This is a genomic window from Sulfurospirillum sp. (assembly GCF_036802865.1).
Lineage (GTDB): Bacteria > Campylobacterota > Campylobacteria > Campylobacterales > Sulfurospirillaceae > Sulfurospirillum.
Genome location: NZ_DAIRVK010000001.1, coordinates 311,226 through 325,257, shown reverse-complemented (window position 1 = coordinate 325,257; position 14,032 = coordinate 311,226). Strand labels below are relative to the sequence as shown.

At 38.2% G+C, this 14,032-nt stretch carries 15 protein-coding genes; 2 read left to right on the top strand and 13 right to left on the bottom strand.

From position 1 onward, the window contains the following. Positions 1–84: 84 nt before the first annotated feature. Together V7Q04_RS01665 and V7Q04_RS01660 are read left to right on the top strand one after the other, a co-directional pair. Entirely contained in the window at positions 85–1,386 is a 1,302-nt protein-coding gene (locus tag V7Q04_RS01665; protein ID WP_333803185.1) for an MFS transporter, read from the top strand. Between the two features lie 103 nt (positions 1,387–1,489). Beyond that, the gene (locus V7Q04_RS01660; protein WP_333803184.1) at positions 1,490–2,008 is read left to right on the top strand and encodes a hypothetical protein; all 519 of its coding nucleotides are present in this window, start codon (positions 1,490–1,492) and stop codon (positions 2,006–2,008) included. 4 nt (positions 2,009–2,012) lie between these two features. Here the strand turns inward: V7Q04_RS01660 and V7Q04_RS01655 are convergent, their stop codons facing one another. The 13 genes from V7Q04_RS01655 to V7Q04_RS01595 form a co-directional block, all read right to left on the bottom strand. Next, positions 2,013–2,585: a ComF family protein gene (locus V7Q04_RS01655; protein ID WP_333803183.1), complete on the bottom strand. Its 573-nt coding sequence runs from the start codon at positions 2,583–2,585 to the stop codon at positions 2,013–2,015. A 4-nt stretch (positions 2,586–2,589) separates the two neighbouring features. Then, a complete protein-coding gene (lepA, locus tag V7Q04_RS01650; protein ID WP_333803182.1) occupies positions 2,590–4,383 on the bottom strand; it encodes a translation elongation factor 4 in 1,794 nt (597 codons plus the stop codon). Further along, on the bottom strand, positions 4,383–5,312 hold the full coding sequence (locus V7Q04_RS01645) for a ribose-phosphate pyrophosphokinase (RefSeq protein ID WP_333803181.1): 930 nt from the start codon (positions 5,310–5,312) through the stop codon (positions 4,383–4,385). The genes lepA and V7Q04_RS01645 overlap by 1 nt, the downstream gene beginning before the upstream one ends. Positions 5,313–5,482: 170 nt before the next feature. Then, the gene (locus tag V7Q04_RS01640; RefSeq protein WP_333803180.1) at positions 5,483–5,845 is read right to left on the bottom strand and encodes an EamA family transporter; all 363 of its coding nucleotides are present in this window, start codon (positions 5,843–5,845) and stop codon (positions 5,483–5,485) included. Further along, positions 5,845–6,978 (bottom strand): dTDP-4-amino-4,6-dideoxygalactose transaminase, encoded by a 1,134-nt coding sequence (gene rffA / locus V7Q04_RS01635; RefSeq protein WP_333803179.1) that lies wholly within the window; start codon positions 6,976–6,978, stop codon positions 5,845–5,847. Before rffA ends, V7Q04_RS01640 begins: the two co-directional genes overlap by 1 nt. Beyond that, the gene (locus V7Q04_RS01630) at positions 6,979–7,671 is read right to left on the bottom strand and encodes a WbqC family protein (protein WP_333803178.1); all 693 of its coding nucleotides are present in this window, start codon (positions 7,669–7,671) and stop codon (positions 6,979–6,981) included. Continuing rightward, the gene (locus tag V7Q04_RS01625; RefSeq protein ID WP_333803177.1) at positions 7,668–8,597 is read right to left on the bottom strand and encodes a glycosyltransferase; all 930 of its coding nucleotides are present in this window, start codon (positions 8,595–8,597) and stop codon (positions 7,668–7,670) included. The genes V7Q04_RS01630 and V7Q04_RS01625 overlap by 4 nt, the downstream gene beginning before the upstream one ends. A gap of 20 nt (positions 8,598–8,617) precedes the next feature. After that, a complete protein-coding gene (locus V7Q04_RS01620; protein WP_333803176.1) occupies positions 8,618–10,303 on the bottom strand; it encodes a hypothetical protein in 1,686 nt (561 codons plus the stop codon). Between the two features lie 2 nt (positions 10,304–10,305). Beyond that, positions 10,306–11,040, bottom strand: a complete 735-nt coding sequence (locus tag V7Q04_RS01615) for a TIGR00730 family Rossman fold protein (protein ID WP_333803175.1) — start codon at positions 11,038–11,040, stop codon at positions 10,306–10,308. Positions 11,041–11,048: 8 nt separating this feature from the next. After that, the gene (gene fliY / locus V7Q04_RS01610) at positions 11,049–11,912 is read right to left on the bottom strand and encodes a flagellar motor switch protein FliY (protein WP_333803174.1); all 864 of its coding nucleotides are present in this window, start codon (positions 11,910–11,912) and stop codon (positions 11,049–11,051) included. A 3-nt stretch (positions 11,913–11,915) separates the two neighbouring features. Then, a complete protein-coding gene (fliM, locus tag V7Q04_RS01605) occupies positions 11,916–12,977 on the bottom strand; it encodes a flagellar motor switch protein FliM (protein ID WP_333803173.1) in 1,062 nt (353 codons plus the stop codon). Next, positions 12,970–13,686 carry an RNA polymerase sigma factor FliA gene (locus V7Q04_RS01600; RefSeq protein WP_333803172.1) on the bottom strand — a complete coding sequence of 239 codons (717 nt, stop codon included), beginning with the start codon at positions 13,684–13,686 and terminating at the stop codon, positions 12,970–12,972. The genes fliM and V7Q04_RS01600 overlap by 8 nt, the downstream gene beginning before the upstream one ends. Further along, positions 13,655–14,026, bottom strand: coding sequence for a hypothetical protein (locus V7Q04_RS01595; protein WP_333803171.1), 372 nt, complete (start codon positions 14,024–14,026; stop codon positions 13,655–13,657). The genes V7Q04_RS01600 and V7Q04_RS01595 overlap by 32 nt, the downstream gene beginning before the upstream one ends. Positions 14,027–14,032: the final 6 nt, after the last annotated feature.

Sequence of the window (14,032 nt, the reverse complement as noted above, 5' to 3'; positions counted from 1 at the left end):
TTTATAAACAATTTTGACATGAAAAAGCTACGGGGTCACACAAATTTTTGTTATACTTCAAGCTTTATAAATAAGGAATGGTAGATGTCACATCAACGCACGACACAAATGCTCAATTCTCAGGACTACAAAACACTTTCACTCTCCGCTTTTGGTGGTGCGCTAGAATTTTATGACTTCATAATTTTTGTCTTTTTTTCAAAAGTGCTTGGAGGCTTATTTTTCCCTGCCGATATGCCTATATGGCTTAGTCAACTTCAAACCTTTGGCATCTTTGCCGCTGGCTATCTTGCACGTCCATTTGGTGGGATTGTCATGGCACATTTTGGTGACTTGTTTGGTAGAAAACGTATGTTTACGCTTAGCATTCTTCTTATGGCAGTACCCACACTCCTGATTGGTTGTTTACCAACCTATGTAAGTGCTGGTTATTTTGCACCTGTTTTACTTTTACTTCTTCGCGTCTGTCAAGGTCTTGCCGTTGGTGGAGAAATTCCTGGAGCTTGGACATTTGTAGCCGAACACGTTCCCAAAGACAAAGTAGGTCTTGCATGTGGGACACTCACATCAGGACTTACCCTTGGTATCTTGCTTGGTTCGCTCATCTCTATCATTATGCAAAGTAACTTCAACGCAGAAGAGATGCACAGTTGGGCATGGAGAGTCCCGTTTATCGTAGGCGGAATTTTTGGATTTATTGCGATGTACCTTAGACGTTGGCTCAAAGAGACCCCTATTTTTTTGGAAATGCAAAAACGAGCCAAAGTGGAGAGTTCAAAAAAATTACCCGTTTGGGATGTTTTATCTAACCATTTACCTCAAATAATTATCTCTATATTGCTGACGTGGATCTTATCCGCAGGCATTATGGTTGTCATTGTCACTTCACATGTTTATTTACAAGGACAGTTTGGCTTCTCAGAGATAGATGTTTCCGTATCAAGACTTCTTGCAACCGCTTGTTTAGCAATTGGAGCAGTTATTTACGGCTATCTTGCAGATAAATTTTCTGTTGGTAAAGTGATCGCAATCGGCTGTTTATTTGCAACTTTTGCAATTACAACATTTTTCTTCTCGCTATCGCTTGGTGGAAATATCTTATACATTACTTATCCTATCGCTGGGTTTAGTGTTGGCATTGTAGGGGCGTTCCCGTATTACATGGTACGAGCATTTCCTGCCAAAGTAAGATACAGTGGAGTCGCTTTTTCGTTTAATATTTCTTATGCCATCACGGGGGCTTTAACCGCTTTTCTTATCCCGATTCTTGCAAACTTTTTCAGTAAATATGCTGCAGGATTTTATGTTATAGCAGTTTTCTTCTTTGGTGCCATTTTAGGCTGGTACTTAATTCGTAAAGAAAAAGAGTTGGCGGAAGATATTTAAGATTTTTTAGCTACTATAAAATGACAAAGAACCTAATTGACGTTGACTTTTTTAAGTTCAAAACAACGTTCTATGTCATTTGACTTCTTTTGAAGGAACTTTTGTGTTTGCACGATCTAATAAAACCATTCTTAAAGTAGCAATTATTCTAGCCATCATTTTGATGCTTATAATGCTGTATGTCACGGGTATAATTTTTGTACTTAAAGATTTCACACCATCTAATCTCATCGTACATAAGCTAGCGGCACTTTTGATTCTTGTGCTTTTAGGTGTGCATACTTGGCTGAGAAGATGTTCTATTAGAAAACTTCTACAAGAATGTATTGCTATCATTTCTAACAAACATATCCGCCATGAAGACAACATCGACTTTCTGATGCAGAACACAAAAAATCAAACGTTTAGAGAACTTTGCTTGTTGTTTAACTGCGATGTTTCTCTTCTCCAACAAAATCTTTTGGAAAACCATATTAGGGTTGAAAATATTGATGATACATTAAAAACAATTGCGAAACATAACGATAAAGATATATACCAAGTCTTTTTACTTATGATTAAATTGCATGTTGAAAAAAATAGTACCTCGCCTATCTATACACCTTCGTGCGATAGAGCATAAACGTTTAATTTTCTTTTGCATCCGCTAATACAAGCGCAAAAAGTACGTTGACTCCATGCTTTTTTAGTGTCTCATATGCCTCTTCCAAAGTGCTTCCTGTAGTCACAATATCATCAATCAAAATAACATCTATTTCATCTTTACATGTAAAGATGAAATCACGTTTATTGGCTTGCCTAAAGGTTTTACTTTTTCCAGAATAACTCTCATGATTTTTTGCTCTTAAACTTCCGTAGAGTGGCATTAAAAAAGGTTTGGTTGCTTTAGCTAAAATCGCGCTGTGTGAATACCCATGTCTAACATGGTCGTCGATGGGAATCGCAAAAATACCCGCAGGAAACTCAAACGTTTTTAAAAATTCAAAGAAGGTGTGCTTTCCTAGTTGTGCAAATATTTTAGCACCTATGTAAGTATGTTTAGTGTGAAGCAAAGGAGCAATGTCTGTGTAGTTGTAAAACGAGTAGACTTTAAGCCCACTCTCCAACACTCTAAAAGCAGGTGTTGGAGCTAAAATCGTTTGTAAGCAATTCTTACAAAGGGGTTGCCAACTAAGCCTAAGGCAGAGATGGCAACGCAAGGTTTTAGTCGATTTTGAGAATGGTGAGAAACGCCTCTTGCGGTAATTGAACTTTACCGATGGATTTCATACGTTTCTTACCCTCTTTTTGTTTGTCGAGGAGTTTTCGTTTACGGGTAATGTCACCACCGTAACATTTTGCTGTCACGTTTTTACCCATAGATTTGACCGTTTCACGTGCGATAACTTTCGTGCCGATGCTTGCTTGAATCGCCACTTCAAAAAGCTGACGAGGAACGATCTCTTTCATCGCTTTAACAAAGTCACGCCCTCTAGTTTGCGCACTGACTCTTGGAACGATGATGGATAGTGCATCCACAGGCTCACCTGCAACCAAAAGATCAAGCTTGACCAAATCACCCACTTGATACCCAATCGGCTCGTAATCAAAGCTTGCATACCCTTTGCTGACCGATTTAAGTTTGTCGTAAAAATCCATCACGATTTCATTAAGTGGAATTTCATACTCCAAAAGTACACGCTCAGGACTAAGGTAGTCCATTTTCTTTTGCATACCACGTTTGTTATTCATCAAAATGATGATATTGCCTAAAAATTCGGTTGGTGTTAAAACAGTTGCTTTGACATAAGGCTCTTGAATCTCTTCAAATTCATTCACTGGAGGAAGTTGACTTGGGTTTTGAATATCAAGCACCGTTCCTTTAGTCGTTTTAACTTTATAGGTTACTGTTGGTGCTGTGGCGATGAGATCAAGGTCAAATTCTCTCTCTAAACGCTCTTTGATAACTTCCATGTGAAGTAAACCTAAGAAACCAACCCTAAAGCCAAAGCCAAGTGCGGCGGAAGTTTCAGGCTCATACGAAATGCTTGAGTCATTGAGTTTAAGCTTATCAAGCGCGTCTCTAAGTTCTTCAAATTTATCGGTTTCAATCGGGTAAAGTCCCGCAAAAACAAACTGTTTAACCTCTTTAAAACCAGGAATAGGCTCTTTCGTTTTATTACGAAAATCCGTAATGGTATCGCCCACTTTAACATCGCCTACGTTTTTAAGACCAAGTACGACAATGCCCACTTCACCTGTCTTAATCATCGGTGTTTTTTCAAGAACAAGTGGATGCGGATACATAAGGTTCAAGACTTCATGTTTTTTTCCTGTACCCATAACGTAAACTTCTTGCCCTTTTTTGATCGAGCCATCGTAAACACGAACCAACGCAAGAGCGCCTAGATAGTTGTCAAACCAGCTATCGTAAATAAGTGCTTTTGTCGGGGCATCTTCATCGCCTGTAGGAGCAGGGATTTTGTCAACGAGCGTATCAAGAAGTTCTCTGATACCAATACCACTTTTTGCACTCACGCTCAAAGCTTCAGAACAATCAAGTCCAATGGTATGTTCGATTTCATCTTTTACACGCTCAGGATCAGCCGCAGGGAGGTCAATTTTGTTGAGAACAGGAATAATTTCTAAGTTATTTTCCAAAGCAATATAAACATTTGCAATGGTTTGTGCTTCAACACCTTGTGAGGCATCAACAACTAAAAGTGCTCCATCACTCGAAGCCAAAGAACGGCTCACTTCATACGAGAAATCAACGTGACCAGGAGTATCAATCAGGTTAAGAATATAAGGTTGCCCATCTTTAACATACGTCAAACGTACACTTTGAGCTTTAATGGTAATGCCACGCTCTTTTTCGATGTCCATGGTGTCCATCATTTGAGTGGTCATCTCGCGCGCACTTACCGCCCCACACTCTTGAATAAGACGATCCGCTAAGGTACTTTTACCATGGTCAATATGAGCAATAATTGAGAAGTTACGAATATTTTTCTGCATTAAACAAAAAGTCCATTTACACTTTCATTGTGATACACACGACGAATGACTTCTGCAAAAACAGGAGCAACGCTTAAAACTTTAATCTTTTCATTGGTCTCTTTAAGAGGGATAGTGTCAGTCACAACAAGCTCATCCAACTCACCTTTAGCAATGCGCTCATACGCTGGACCACTGAGAACTGCGTGCGTACAACATGCCATAACGCTGGTTGCACCTCTTTTTTTGAGTACTTCAGCCGCTTTGACAATCGTTCCTGCTGTATCAATCATATCATCGACTAAGATAACATCTTTGCCTGTAACATCACCAATGATATTCATCACTTCAGACTCGTTCGCTTTTTCGCGACGCTTATCGACGATAACCATGTCAACGCCAAGTAATTTTGCAAAACTACGAGCGCGTGCAACACCACCGATATCGGGACTTGCAATAATTGGGTTTTTAAGGTTTTTAGCTTTTACGTAATCATTGAAGATGATAGAACCATACAAGTTATCAACAGGGATGTCAAAGAAACCTTGAATTTGTCCTGCATGAAGATCGATCGTAACAACACGGTCAATTCCCGCTGTTTGGATCATATTGGCTACGAGTTTTGCCGTAATCGGAACACGAGGTGCCGCTTTTCTGTCTTGTCGCGCATAACCAAAATAAGGCATAATAGCCGTGATGCTATTAGCTGAACTGCGTCTTAGTGCATCTGTTAAAATTAAGAGCTCCATCAAGTTAACATTAGCAGGTGCACACGTTGACTGGATGATAAAAACATCTTTTCCACGTACACTCTCACTGATTTGAACACTGATCTCACCATCGCTAAAGGTCTTAATCTCAGCTGCCGAAAGAGGGAGAGAAAGATGTTTTGCCACTCGTTTTGCAAACTCTGGATTTGCCGTTCCTGCAAAGACTTTATAGCCTCTCATATTGAATATCCTTTACATCAAAAAGTTCTCTATTTTACCCAAAGGGGACTTAAGATAGCGTTAACGTTTAATGCCCATGAAAGGTGTAGTTTTGATACTAAAAAAGATAGAAAATCTCAGAAGAATGAATTACAATAAAACCAGCAAAATAAGAGGTGAACCTTCACCTCTTATGCTCGACTTGATATGAAAATACCTAACACAATAAGTGCTAAACCTAGAACTTTATAAAGTGTAACACTTTCGTTAAATAAGAAAACCGATGAAACAAATACAACAACAAATGTGAGCCCCATAAAAGGGTACGCATAACTTAATTCAAACTTTGTCATTGCCGCCATCCAACACAACGAGGCTACAAAAGCAGAAACAAATCCGCTTAAAATAAATGGGTCTAAAAAGAGCTTGAGCAAAAAAATGATTTTTTCAGTACCAAGGTCGGGTAAATGCCCATGAAAAGGGATACGCCATTTAATAACCAATTGCCCATAAACCGTAAAAAAGATTGTTCCAAAAATGTACAAATGCGCCATTAACGTACGCTCCATTTCATCAAAATCTCACAAACAGTATCAATTTCTTCAAGCGTTAAGCCATAATACATCGGCAAGCGAACCAATCGCTCACTCTCTTTAGTTGTATAAAGATCTTCACCAAACATGTGTCCAAATTTCAAGCCTGCTGGGGCGCTATGCAGTGGAATATAATGAAAAACAGCGCCAATATTTGCCTCTTTGAATTTTTCGAGAAGTGCTGTTCGCTCTTCCAAGTCTTTCACTTTAAAGTAAAACATATGCGCATTATGAACACATCCTTCAGGAATAAAAGGAAGTTCAATCAGCCCTTTTTTTACTAATGGTTCAAGTCTTTCATAGTACGTCTTCCAACTGTTCATTCGGTGCAGTTGGATAGTATCCACCATCTCGAGTTGTCCCCATAAATAGGCAGCTTGAAGCTCACTTGGCAAATAACTGCTACCGATGTCTACCCAGCTGTATTTATCGACCATACCTCTGAAAAACTGACTACGATTCGTTCCTTTTTCACGAATAATCTCTGCTCTATGTAAAAAACGCTCATCGTTAATGAGTAGCAGTCCACCTTCGCCACCACTGGTGACATTCTTAGTCTCATGGAAACTAAACGCTCCTAAATGACCGATGGTTCCAAGGGGTTTACCCTTATAGGTACTTTCAAAGCCTTGGGCAGCATCTTCAACTACAAATAGGTCATAGCGTGTTGCAATGTCCATAATGACATCCATATTGCATCCAACACCTGCGTAATGCACAGGAACAATTGCTTTTGTCTTTGGTGTAATCGCCGCTTCAATCAATCTTTCGTCAATATTCATCGTCTCAGGTCTGACATCGATAAAAACAATTTTTGCTCCACGCAAAGCAAACGCATCAGCCGTACTTACAAACGTATAGCTTGGCATAATGACTTCATCGCCCTCTTTAATGTCTATGAGTAATGCTGCCATTTCAAGGGCATGTGTGCATGAAGGGGTTATTAATGTTTTCAAACAGTGGTAACGCTCTTCAAACCATTTCTGACAACGCTTTCCAAATGCGCCATCGCCTGAAATTTTAAGGCTATTCATTGCTTCGAGCACGTATTTTTCTTCATTGCCTGTTTTAGGAGGTTTATTGAAATGTATCATTTATTTGCCTGTACTTTTAAGATAATTTTTGGCATTTTTGCCTTCATTTAAGATCAGATCGATCACACTCACACCATGTTCAAACGGAGGAAACAGTTGATGAGACTCAACATACCCACTGTAATCCATCCACTCAACCACAATACCTGCTTCTTTAAAAATGGATTCATCCAGATAATCTTTAGCTGCAGGACCGCTTAAATAATGCGTTGCCCCCAAATCTTGACACAACGCTAAAAGCCTCTCGCTTTTGCCATCGGCTAATACAAATTCACGTGAGTCTCGAATAATAGTCTTAATGTCAAGCATTGCGCATATTGCATCAATAAAATGACGATTTATTTCACTGATACCTTCTTGTGTTGCACTTCCATACAGCGCTTCAAATTGTTCTTTATACTCTTTAAAACACGGAGCTTTTGCATAACTTTGTGCAACGCTTTTCCAATGATTCACGTTCCATTTTGGATCCGTAATTTTTGTCTCGTTGATCTTTTGGTGTAAACTCTCTTGGCGTACAGGAATACTGAGCCACTGAAGTCCATTTTGCGTTTTGATTTTATTGCGGTTACGCCAATCATTTTTCGTGTACTGCATATCATCATACAGAACAAACTCATCTACACTGCCAATAATGTCAAAATACCCCTTCCAAGGGATATAATTTGATTGTAAAATAGCTATTTTTTTCATAAATTGATTGTCTCTTGAATAATATAAAGAGGTCGTCTTTTAACCTCATCAAAAATCTTTCCAATGTAAAGCCCTGTAATGCCAATAATAGCAAACAACAGTCCAAACATGAAAAACATGGATACCATCAAACTTGTCCAACCTTCAGCCGGTGTATGGTAAAAGAAGTAACGAACAACAAGCCAGCATGCATAAATAAGGCTTGCTAATGCAATGACAAAACCTAATTGTATCGAGAGCCGCAAAGGTTTGTTAGAATGTGAAACAATAGAGTCAATGGCAAGACGAATAAGTTTGGAGAGATTGTAGGAAGATTGCCCATACGCACGAGGAGCATGTGCGATGTCAATCTCAGCTTTTTTAAACCCAACCATTTGTGCAAAGAGTAAAAAATCGCGTGTATGTTCACGGTAACGATTAATCGTTTCTACCACTTTTTGAGCATAAATACCAAAATTGGCTATACTATTGTCATGTTTCGTCTCTGTAAAATATTCCAAAACTTTGTTAAATGCTGATGATCCAAGACGTTTGAAGAAGCTATCTTGCCTATCGACACGCTTACCAAAAACAATGTCATAACCATCTAATGCTTTATTGTAAAGCTTGATAATCTCTTCAGGTCTATCTTGCAAATCACAATCCATCACGACAACCCAATCACCTTTTGCATGATCAAGTCCTGCTGTAATCGCATAATGTTGACCAAAATTGCGTGAGAGATTAATACCTTTAACCTTAGGGTCTTTAGCACACAACATCACAATGCGCGCCCACGAAGCCTGTGGACAGGCATCATTGACGAAGATAATCTCGTAATCTTCAGTGATTTGACTCAGTGTTTTTACTAAACGATCATAAAGTTCAAATAAACACTCTTTGCAGCCATAAATGGGGGAAACAACACTAATCTTGACAGACTCCAAGCTACGCCTTTATATAGAAATTATGGAGCTGTCATTATACGCTTTTTCTTCCTAGCTTCTGCTTTACTTTTTTTCACATAAAGCGGATTTTTTTCAAAAACGACAATCGTATATTTTCCAAATTTAAATTCTTCAATGGGATCAGGCATATTGAGATTTTTAATTCCTACTTCAAGATCGGGTATATCTTCATGCTCTACGAGGAAAAAAACTTTCCCATCGGTTGAATCTCTTTGATACCATCTATCACTCGATAACCATTTAACCAGTGTTACACCTTTTTCATCGATATCAATAGGGCGAATATCAACCTCACCATCACTGAAAACAGTATAAATATGGGAATCCCAATACGAAGCATACCCAAAATGTAATCCTCTACTTTTAAGCTCTTCAACTAAACCGATACGCTCATCAACAATACCCCTCCACTCTTTAGGAGAAACATAATTCCATGATAGTCCCATTGCCATCGCTAAACACAATGATAAAATCACTTTTGATATAGGATTAAAAAAGCGCCACATAATGACATTGCACACTAAAATCATCATAACAAAAGGTGAAATATAACGAATATTATTACGTGCTGCCCATGCGTGTTCATGCAATCCTGTGGTCGAATAAAGTATATAAATAATTGTAAATCCTACATAGGAGAAAAGAACAAAAAAGCGTTCCGTAGAACTCATTTGATAAAAAGATTTTTTAACGTGTAAGGCAGGAATAATTAAAACCAAAGGATAGAGTGCAAATTTTAAAAGTGAAATAGCGCCCTCTAAAGAAGATGCTCGGACACCCTCATTCCACTCAGCCCCTATAAAATTAAGTAACCCTAAAAGTGCATGTGCGGCATGAACGGGAAGAATTTCAAGGGAAACAAGGTTCGCGTTATTTGCACCTCCTGCTAAATGCAAACTTTCCAAGAGATTAAAATGTGCCATAGCCGCCAAGCCCATAATTAAACAAGCAAAAGCAAATATAACAATACGCTTTACAGATAAAAGGCGATACACAACATGTTGAAACGTCTTAAGACTGTCTCTTGCAAAATAGATGGAAAGCGCTAAAGCTCCCAAAAATGGCGCTACATAATAGACAAAAAAGCGTACAGGATTTGCAAGTACAAGTAAATACAGCAACATCATAAAAAAGATAAAAGCCTTAATCTGCGTACTTTTACTAATAACATGAGGGCTGAGTTTGCGAAAAATAAACATAAATGCAATCATAAATAAAAAATACCATGTATACGCAGCCTCACCATACAGTTCACGTAAATACATCGGTGAATATCCTATACAAACGACAACACTTCCCATAATAGCAGATGCCCGAGAGAGCATTAAAGAGCGCAAGAAGAGGTAGATAAAAATGATCATAAAAATACTAACTTCGAACACGGTGAAAGCATGTGCAAAGTATCCATTTTTTCCAGCAAGAACCCAAGGAATAACTAAAAGTTGCTTATAAAAAATCCATATATCATTATTAACATACCACCAATGACTTGGGAAAAAACTTCCTGCTAGTACTATCTCTTCCGCTAAGATATTAGCGATGGCGGCATCCGAATTAAAAAAAGCACGATAGGTTTTAAAAATATAGAAACTGATCTCATAAAGTACAAAGCTGAGCAATAAAAGTGCGCCCAAAAGAGGCAGATGCTTTTTCAATAAATGTTTGTAATACAATCTTTTTGTCATTCTTACTCTTGATTTGATAAAAATTCTACAGCTTGTTGGTAGTAACGACTGTTCTCTAAGCCTTCATTTTTGAGTTCATTCGTATAGAGTACTAAACGCTCATCAATTTTAGTAGCGATTTCATTTAAATCATCCGTTAAAATAATCAACTCCACATCTTCTGCACGAATCGTATGATGCTCAACCAATGTTGTAGCAATAAAGTCATAAAGTTTTTCCCAATACTCTTTACCGTATAAAAAAATACTAATTTTGGTAATTTTACCTGTTTGTGTGAGAGTCAACGCCTCAAACAATTCATCCAGTGTACCAAAACCACCGGGGAAAATGACATAGGCTAAAGAGTATTTGATAAGCATTACTTTACGAACAAAGAAATAATCAAATGTAAGATGCTTTGTCGTATATTGATTGCCAGACTGTTCATGTGGTAAATTGATATTTAATCCAATGGATTGGCATTTTCCTGCATCGAAACCACCTTTGTTAGCAGCTTCCATAATACCTTTTGAACCACCGGTAACAATAGAATAACCTTTTTTACCTAGCTGATACGCAAGGGCATGCGCATCTTTATAGTAACGGTTATTGGCATTAAATCTTGCACTGCCAAAAAAAGTAACCGAAGGTCCTAAATCTTGAAGCTCATCAAAACCTTTGACAAAATCGGACATAATGCGAAGAACACTCCATTCATTACTACGTTCCGTATCTTTAATATGCTTTCGTTGTTCCATTGATGCTTCTATCTTAATTTTTCAAGTCGTTCACGTTTAGTACCGATCTCGCCTATTTGCACACCAAAGTTACCATCAACAATAACAACTTCACCCATGGCAATCACTTTATCACCTACTAAAATTTCTAAAGGATCATTCGCCAACTGATCAAGCTCAATAACGGAGCCGATATCCATACTTAAAACATCTTTTAAAAGCATTTTTTTAGAACCAATGCGTACACGAATTGGCAGCCTAACATCTTTAATAAGCTCGATATTACTTAACTCTTCTGGACTCATACTTGGCATAACTTTCTTTGGTTCTTCAAAAATAAACTCTTGTGTTGGTGCTGATGACTCAATAGGGGCAGGACCATCTTCTCCAATGAGTGGTAATAATTCATGTGAAATTGAGAATGCAATCGTATCGTGTGAATTATGAACAGCCAAATTATAGATAAAAAGTTTTTCAAACCCTTTAAAATCAATCGTACTATTCGCATCTATATACTCTATATTTTCAATCTCGAATTCAAGTTTAGGCATATTTTTTTGGCTGCCAAGAGAGCGCGAAAAAGAACTTAAGATATTTGAGATAATCTCTTTGGTCGCATCAAGATCTTCTGCGTCCATCTCCTCTTTTTCATCACCTTCACCACCAAGCATCATATCGCCAATAGCCGTTGCGATGGATGTTGCCATTGTCACGCGCATTTTACCATGCAACTCGCCACCAACGGTGACATCAAGTTTTGCAAGTGGAGGACTTAACTTGAGCTTGCTCTCCCCATTCTCTTCTGAGTTCAATTCAACCGTAGGTGCAATACCAGTTAACCCCTCTATTGTCGAGACTACTTCTTGTTGTAGTAATTGTACAAATGTATTCACACCTTACCCCTGTTGCGTTGTATCAAATGATGAAATCTTAGATTTTCGAATCTGCTCTAACTCTTCTAAAGCACTTTTAACTTCATCTTTATCTGTTTTGACTAAACTCTCGATTTTAATCGATTTTCTAAAACGGTGTAGCCCAATTTCTGCCAAAAATAGCTCTTTTTTATCAATCATTACAATGGCCTTATCATCAGCAGGTCGATCCAGTCTAATAATATCGCCTTTTTTAAGCTCCAACAACTCTCCAACATTAAGCTCAGCTTGACCAATAATTGCTTCATTAAAAACTTCTGCACGAGAAATAAGTGTATTGAGCTCTTTATTACGGCTTTTTTTAGCACTTGTTTCACCCAGCATAATATCACGATTCGCAAGACGTGAGAGGATGGGTTCAAGGTAAATAACAGGGTAACAAAGGTTAATCATGCCACTGGAATTTCCAATGATAATCTCCATAACCACCATAATGACAATCTCATTTTGAGAAACGATCTGAACAACGTTAGGACTGGACTCTTTGGTCTCAACGGTCGGATACATATCTGTAATCGGTGACCATCCCTCTTTAAGACGCTGCATGATAATACGTAAAATGGCATCTAAGAGATTTAATTCTATGTCTGTAAGCTCGCGTGTTGCTTCATACGACTCTCCCAACCCGCCAAGCAATCGATCGATCATTGGAAAAGCGATGGAGGGGTTAATTTCGATAATGCAGTTACCATCCAACGGCTTTATCGAGAAAACGTTAAAGCTGGTAGGACTAGGAAGTGACATCAAAAACTCACCATAAGTCATCTGATCAACAGAATGCAATTGAATTTCAACGATACTACGCATAATGGAAGAAATCTGCGATGCAAGATTTCTCGCCATCTTATCGTGAATGCCTTTTACAGCACGTAATTGCTCTTTAGAAACACGATTGGGTCGTTTAAAGTCATACAGAATAACCTGTCGTGTATCCGTTGGCTCTGTTTCGGAGGAGAGTGTATCGCCCTCTTCTTCTACTACCTCTAAGAGCGCATCGATCTCTTCTTGACTTAGTATATCAGCCATGGTTGATTCCCAACTGTTCTTTGATCTTTGCTAAAAGTTTTTTATGAATTTGAGAAATTCTCGACTCACTAATCTCTAAAATCTCACTGATTTCTTTAAGATTCAGCTCCTCAAAATAGTAAAGTTGAATAATCATCTGTTCACGCTCATTAAACGTCGAAAGTATACTTTGTACCATTTCCAGAAGTTCATCTTTTTCTACTTTTTGGGCTGTATCTTCGCCTGAAAGAATGGTCACTTGCTCATTAAGTGACATCACGGAGACTATCATAGCACTGTTGCGAGCTTCCGCTATTTTTTCAATATCTTCATTTAAAACTTTTGCCAAGTACGCATCATCAGGCTCGTCTCCATGCTCACCCAAATAAGCAGTAATCTCATGGTCAACCATTTTAATTAAACGTCTATTGGCTCTACTCATCGTATCCAGTGATCGTAAAAAATCAAGCATAGAACCATAAACGCGCTTTTTACCATAGCCCCAGAAGGAGTCATTTTGGTCTTTATCATAACGACGGGAAAGTTTAATCATCTCTTCAGTACCAATAGAAATCAAATCATTGACATCTACCGAAGCGGGAAGCCTTTCACGCAGGCGATACGCCATAGCACGCACTGCGGGAAGGTATTGCAAAACGAGTTCGTCTTGCTCTTTTTTAAGATTTTGGCTGTAAGGATTAGGCTGCTGCTTTTTTAGTGTAGGATTCATTACTCTCCATTGAGCCTTTCATGATCTTATCATAGTGCTGGTTCATATTATCAATGCTTGCTAAGAGACTGTCCATCACTTTTTCTCTGTTTTCAAGCTCTTGAATAAAATAATCACCAATATTTTCGTGATCTTTCTTATCGAAAATAAATGTCGCCATACGGTCGAAATCAAAGAAATTCATCACAGCAACGTGAATAATGAGATAAAAAAACAGCGTTATCTCTAACGTGTAAAAAAGTATCTCTTCTGGCTCTGAGAAATTCAATATCGAAAACATCAATCCTATAAAAAATCCACATATCGTGAAAAAGTAGATGAAATTTTCTGATTTGACCATATAATG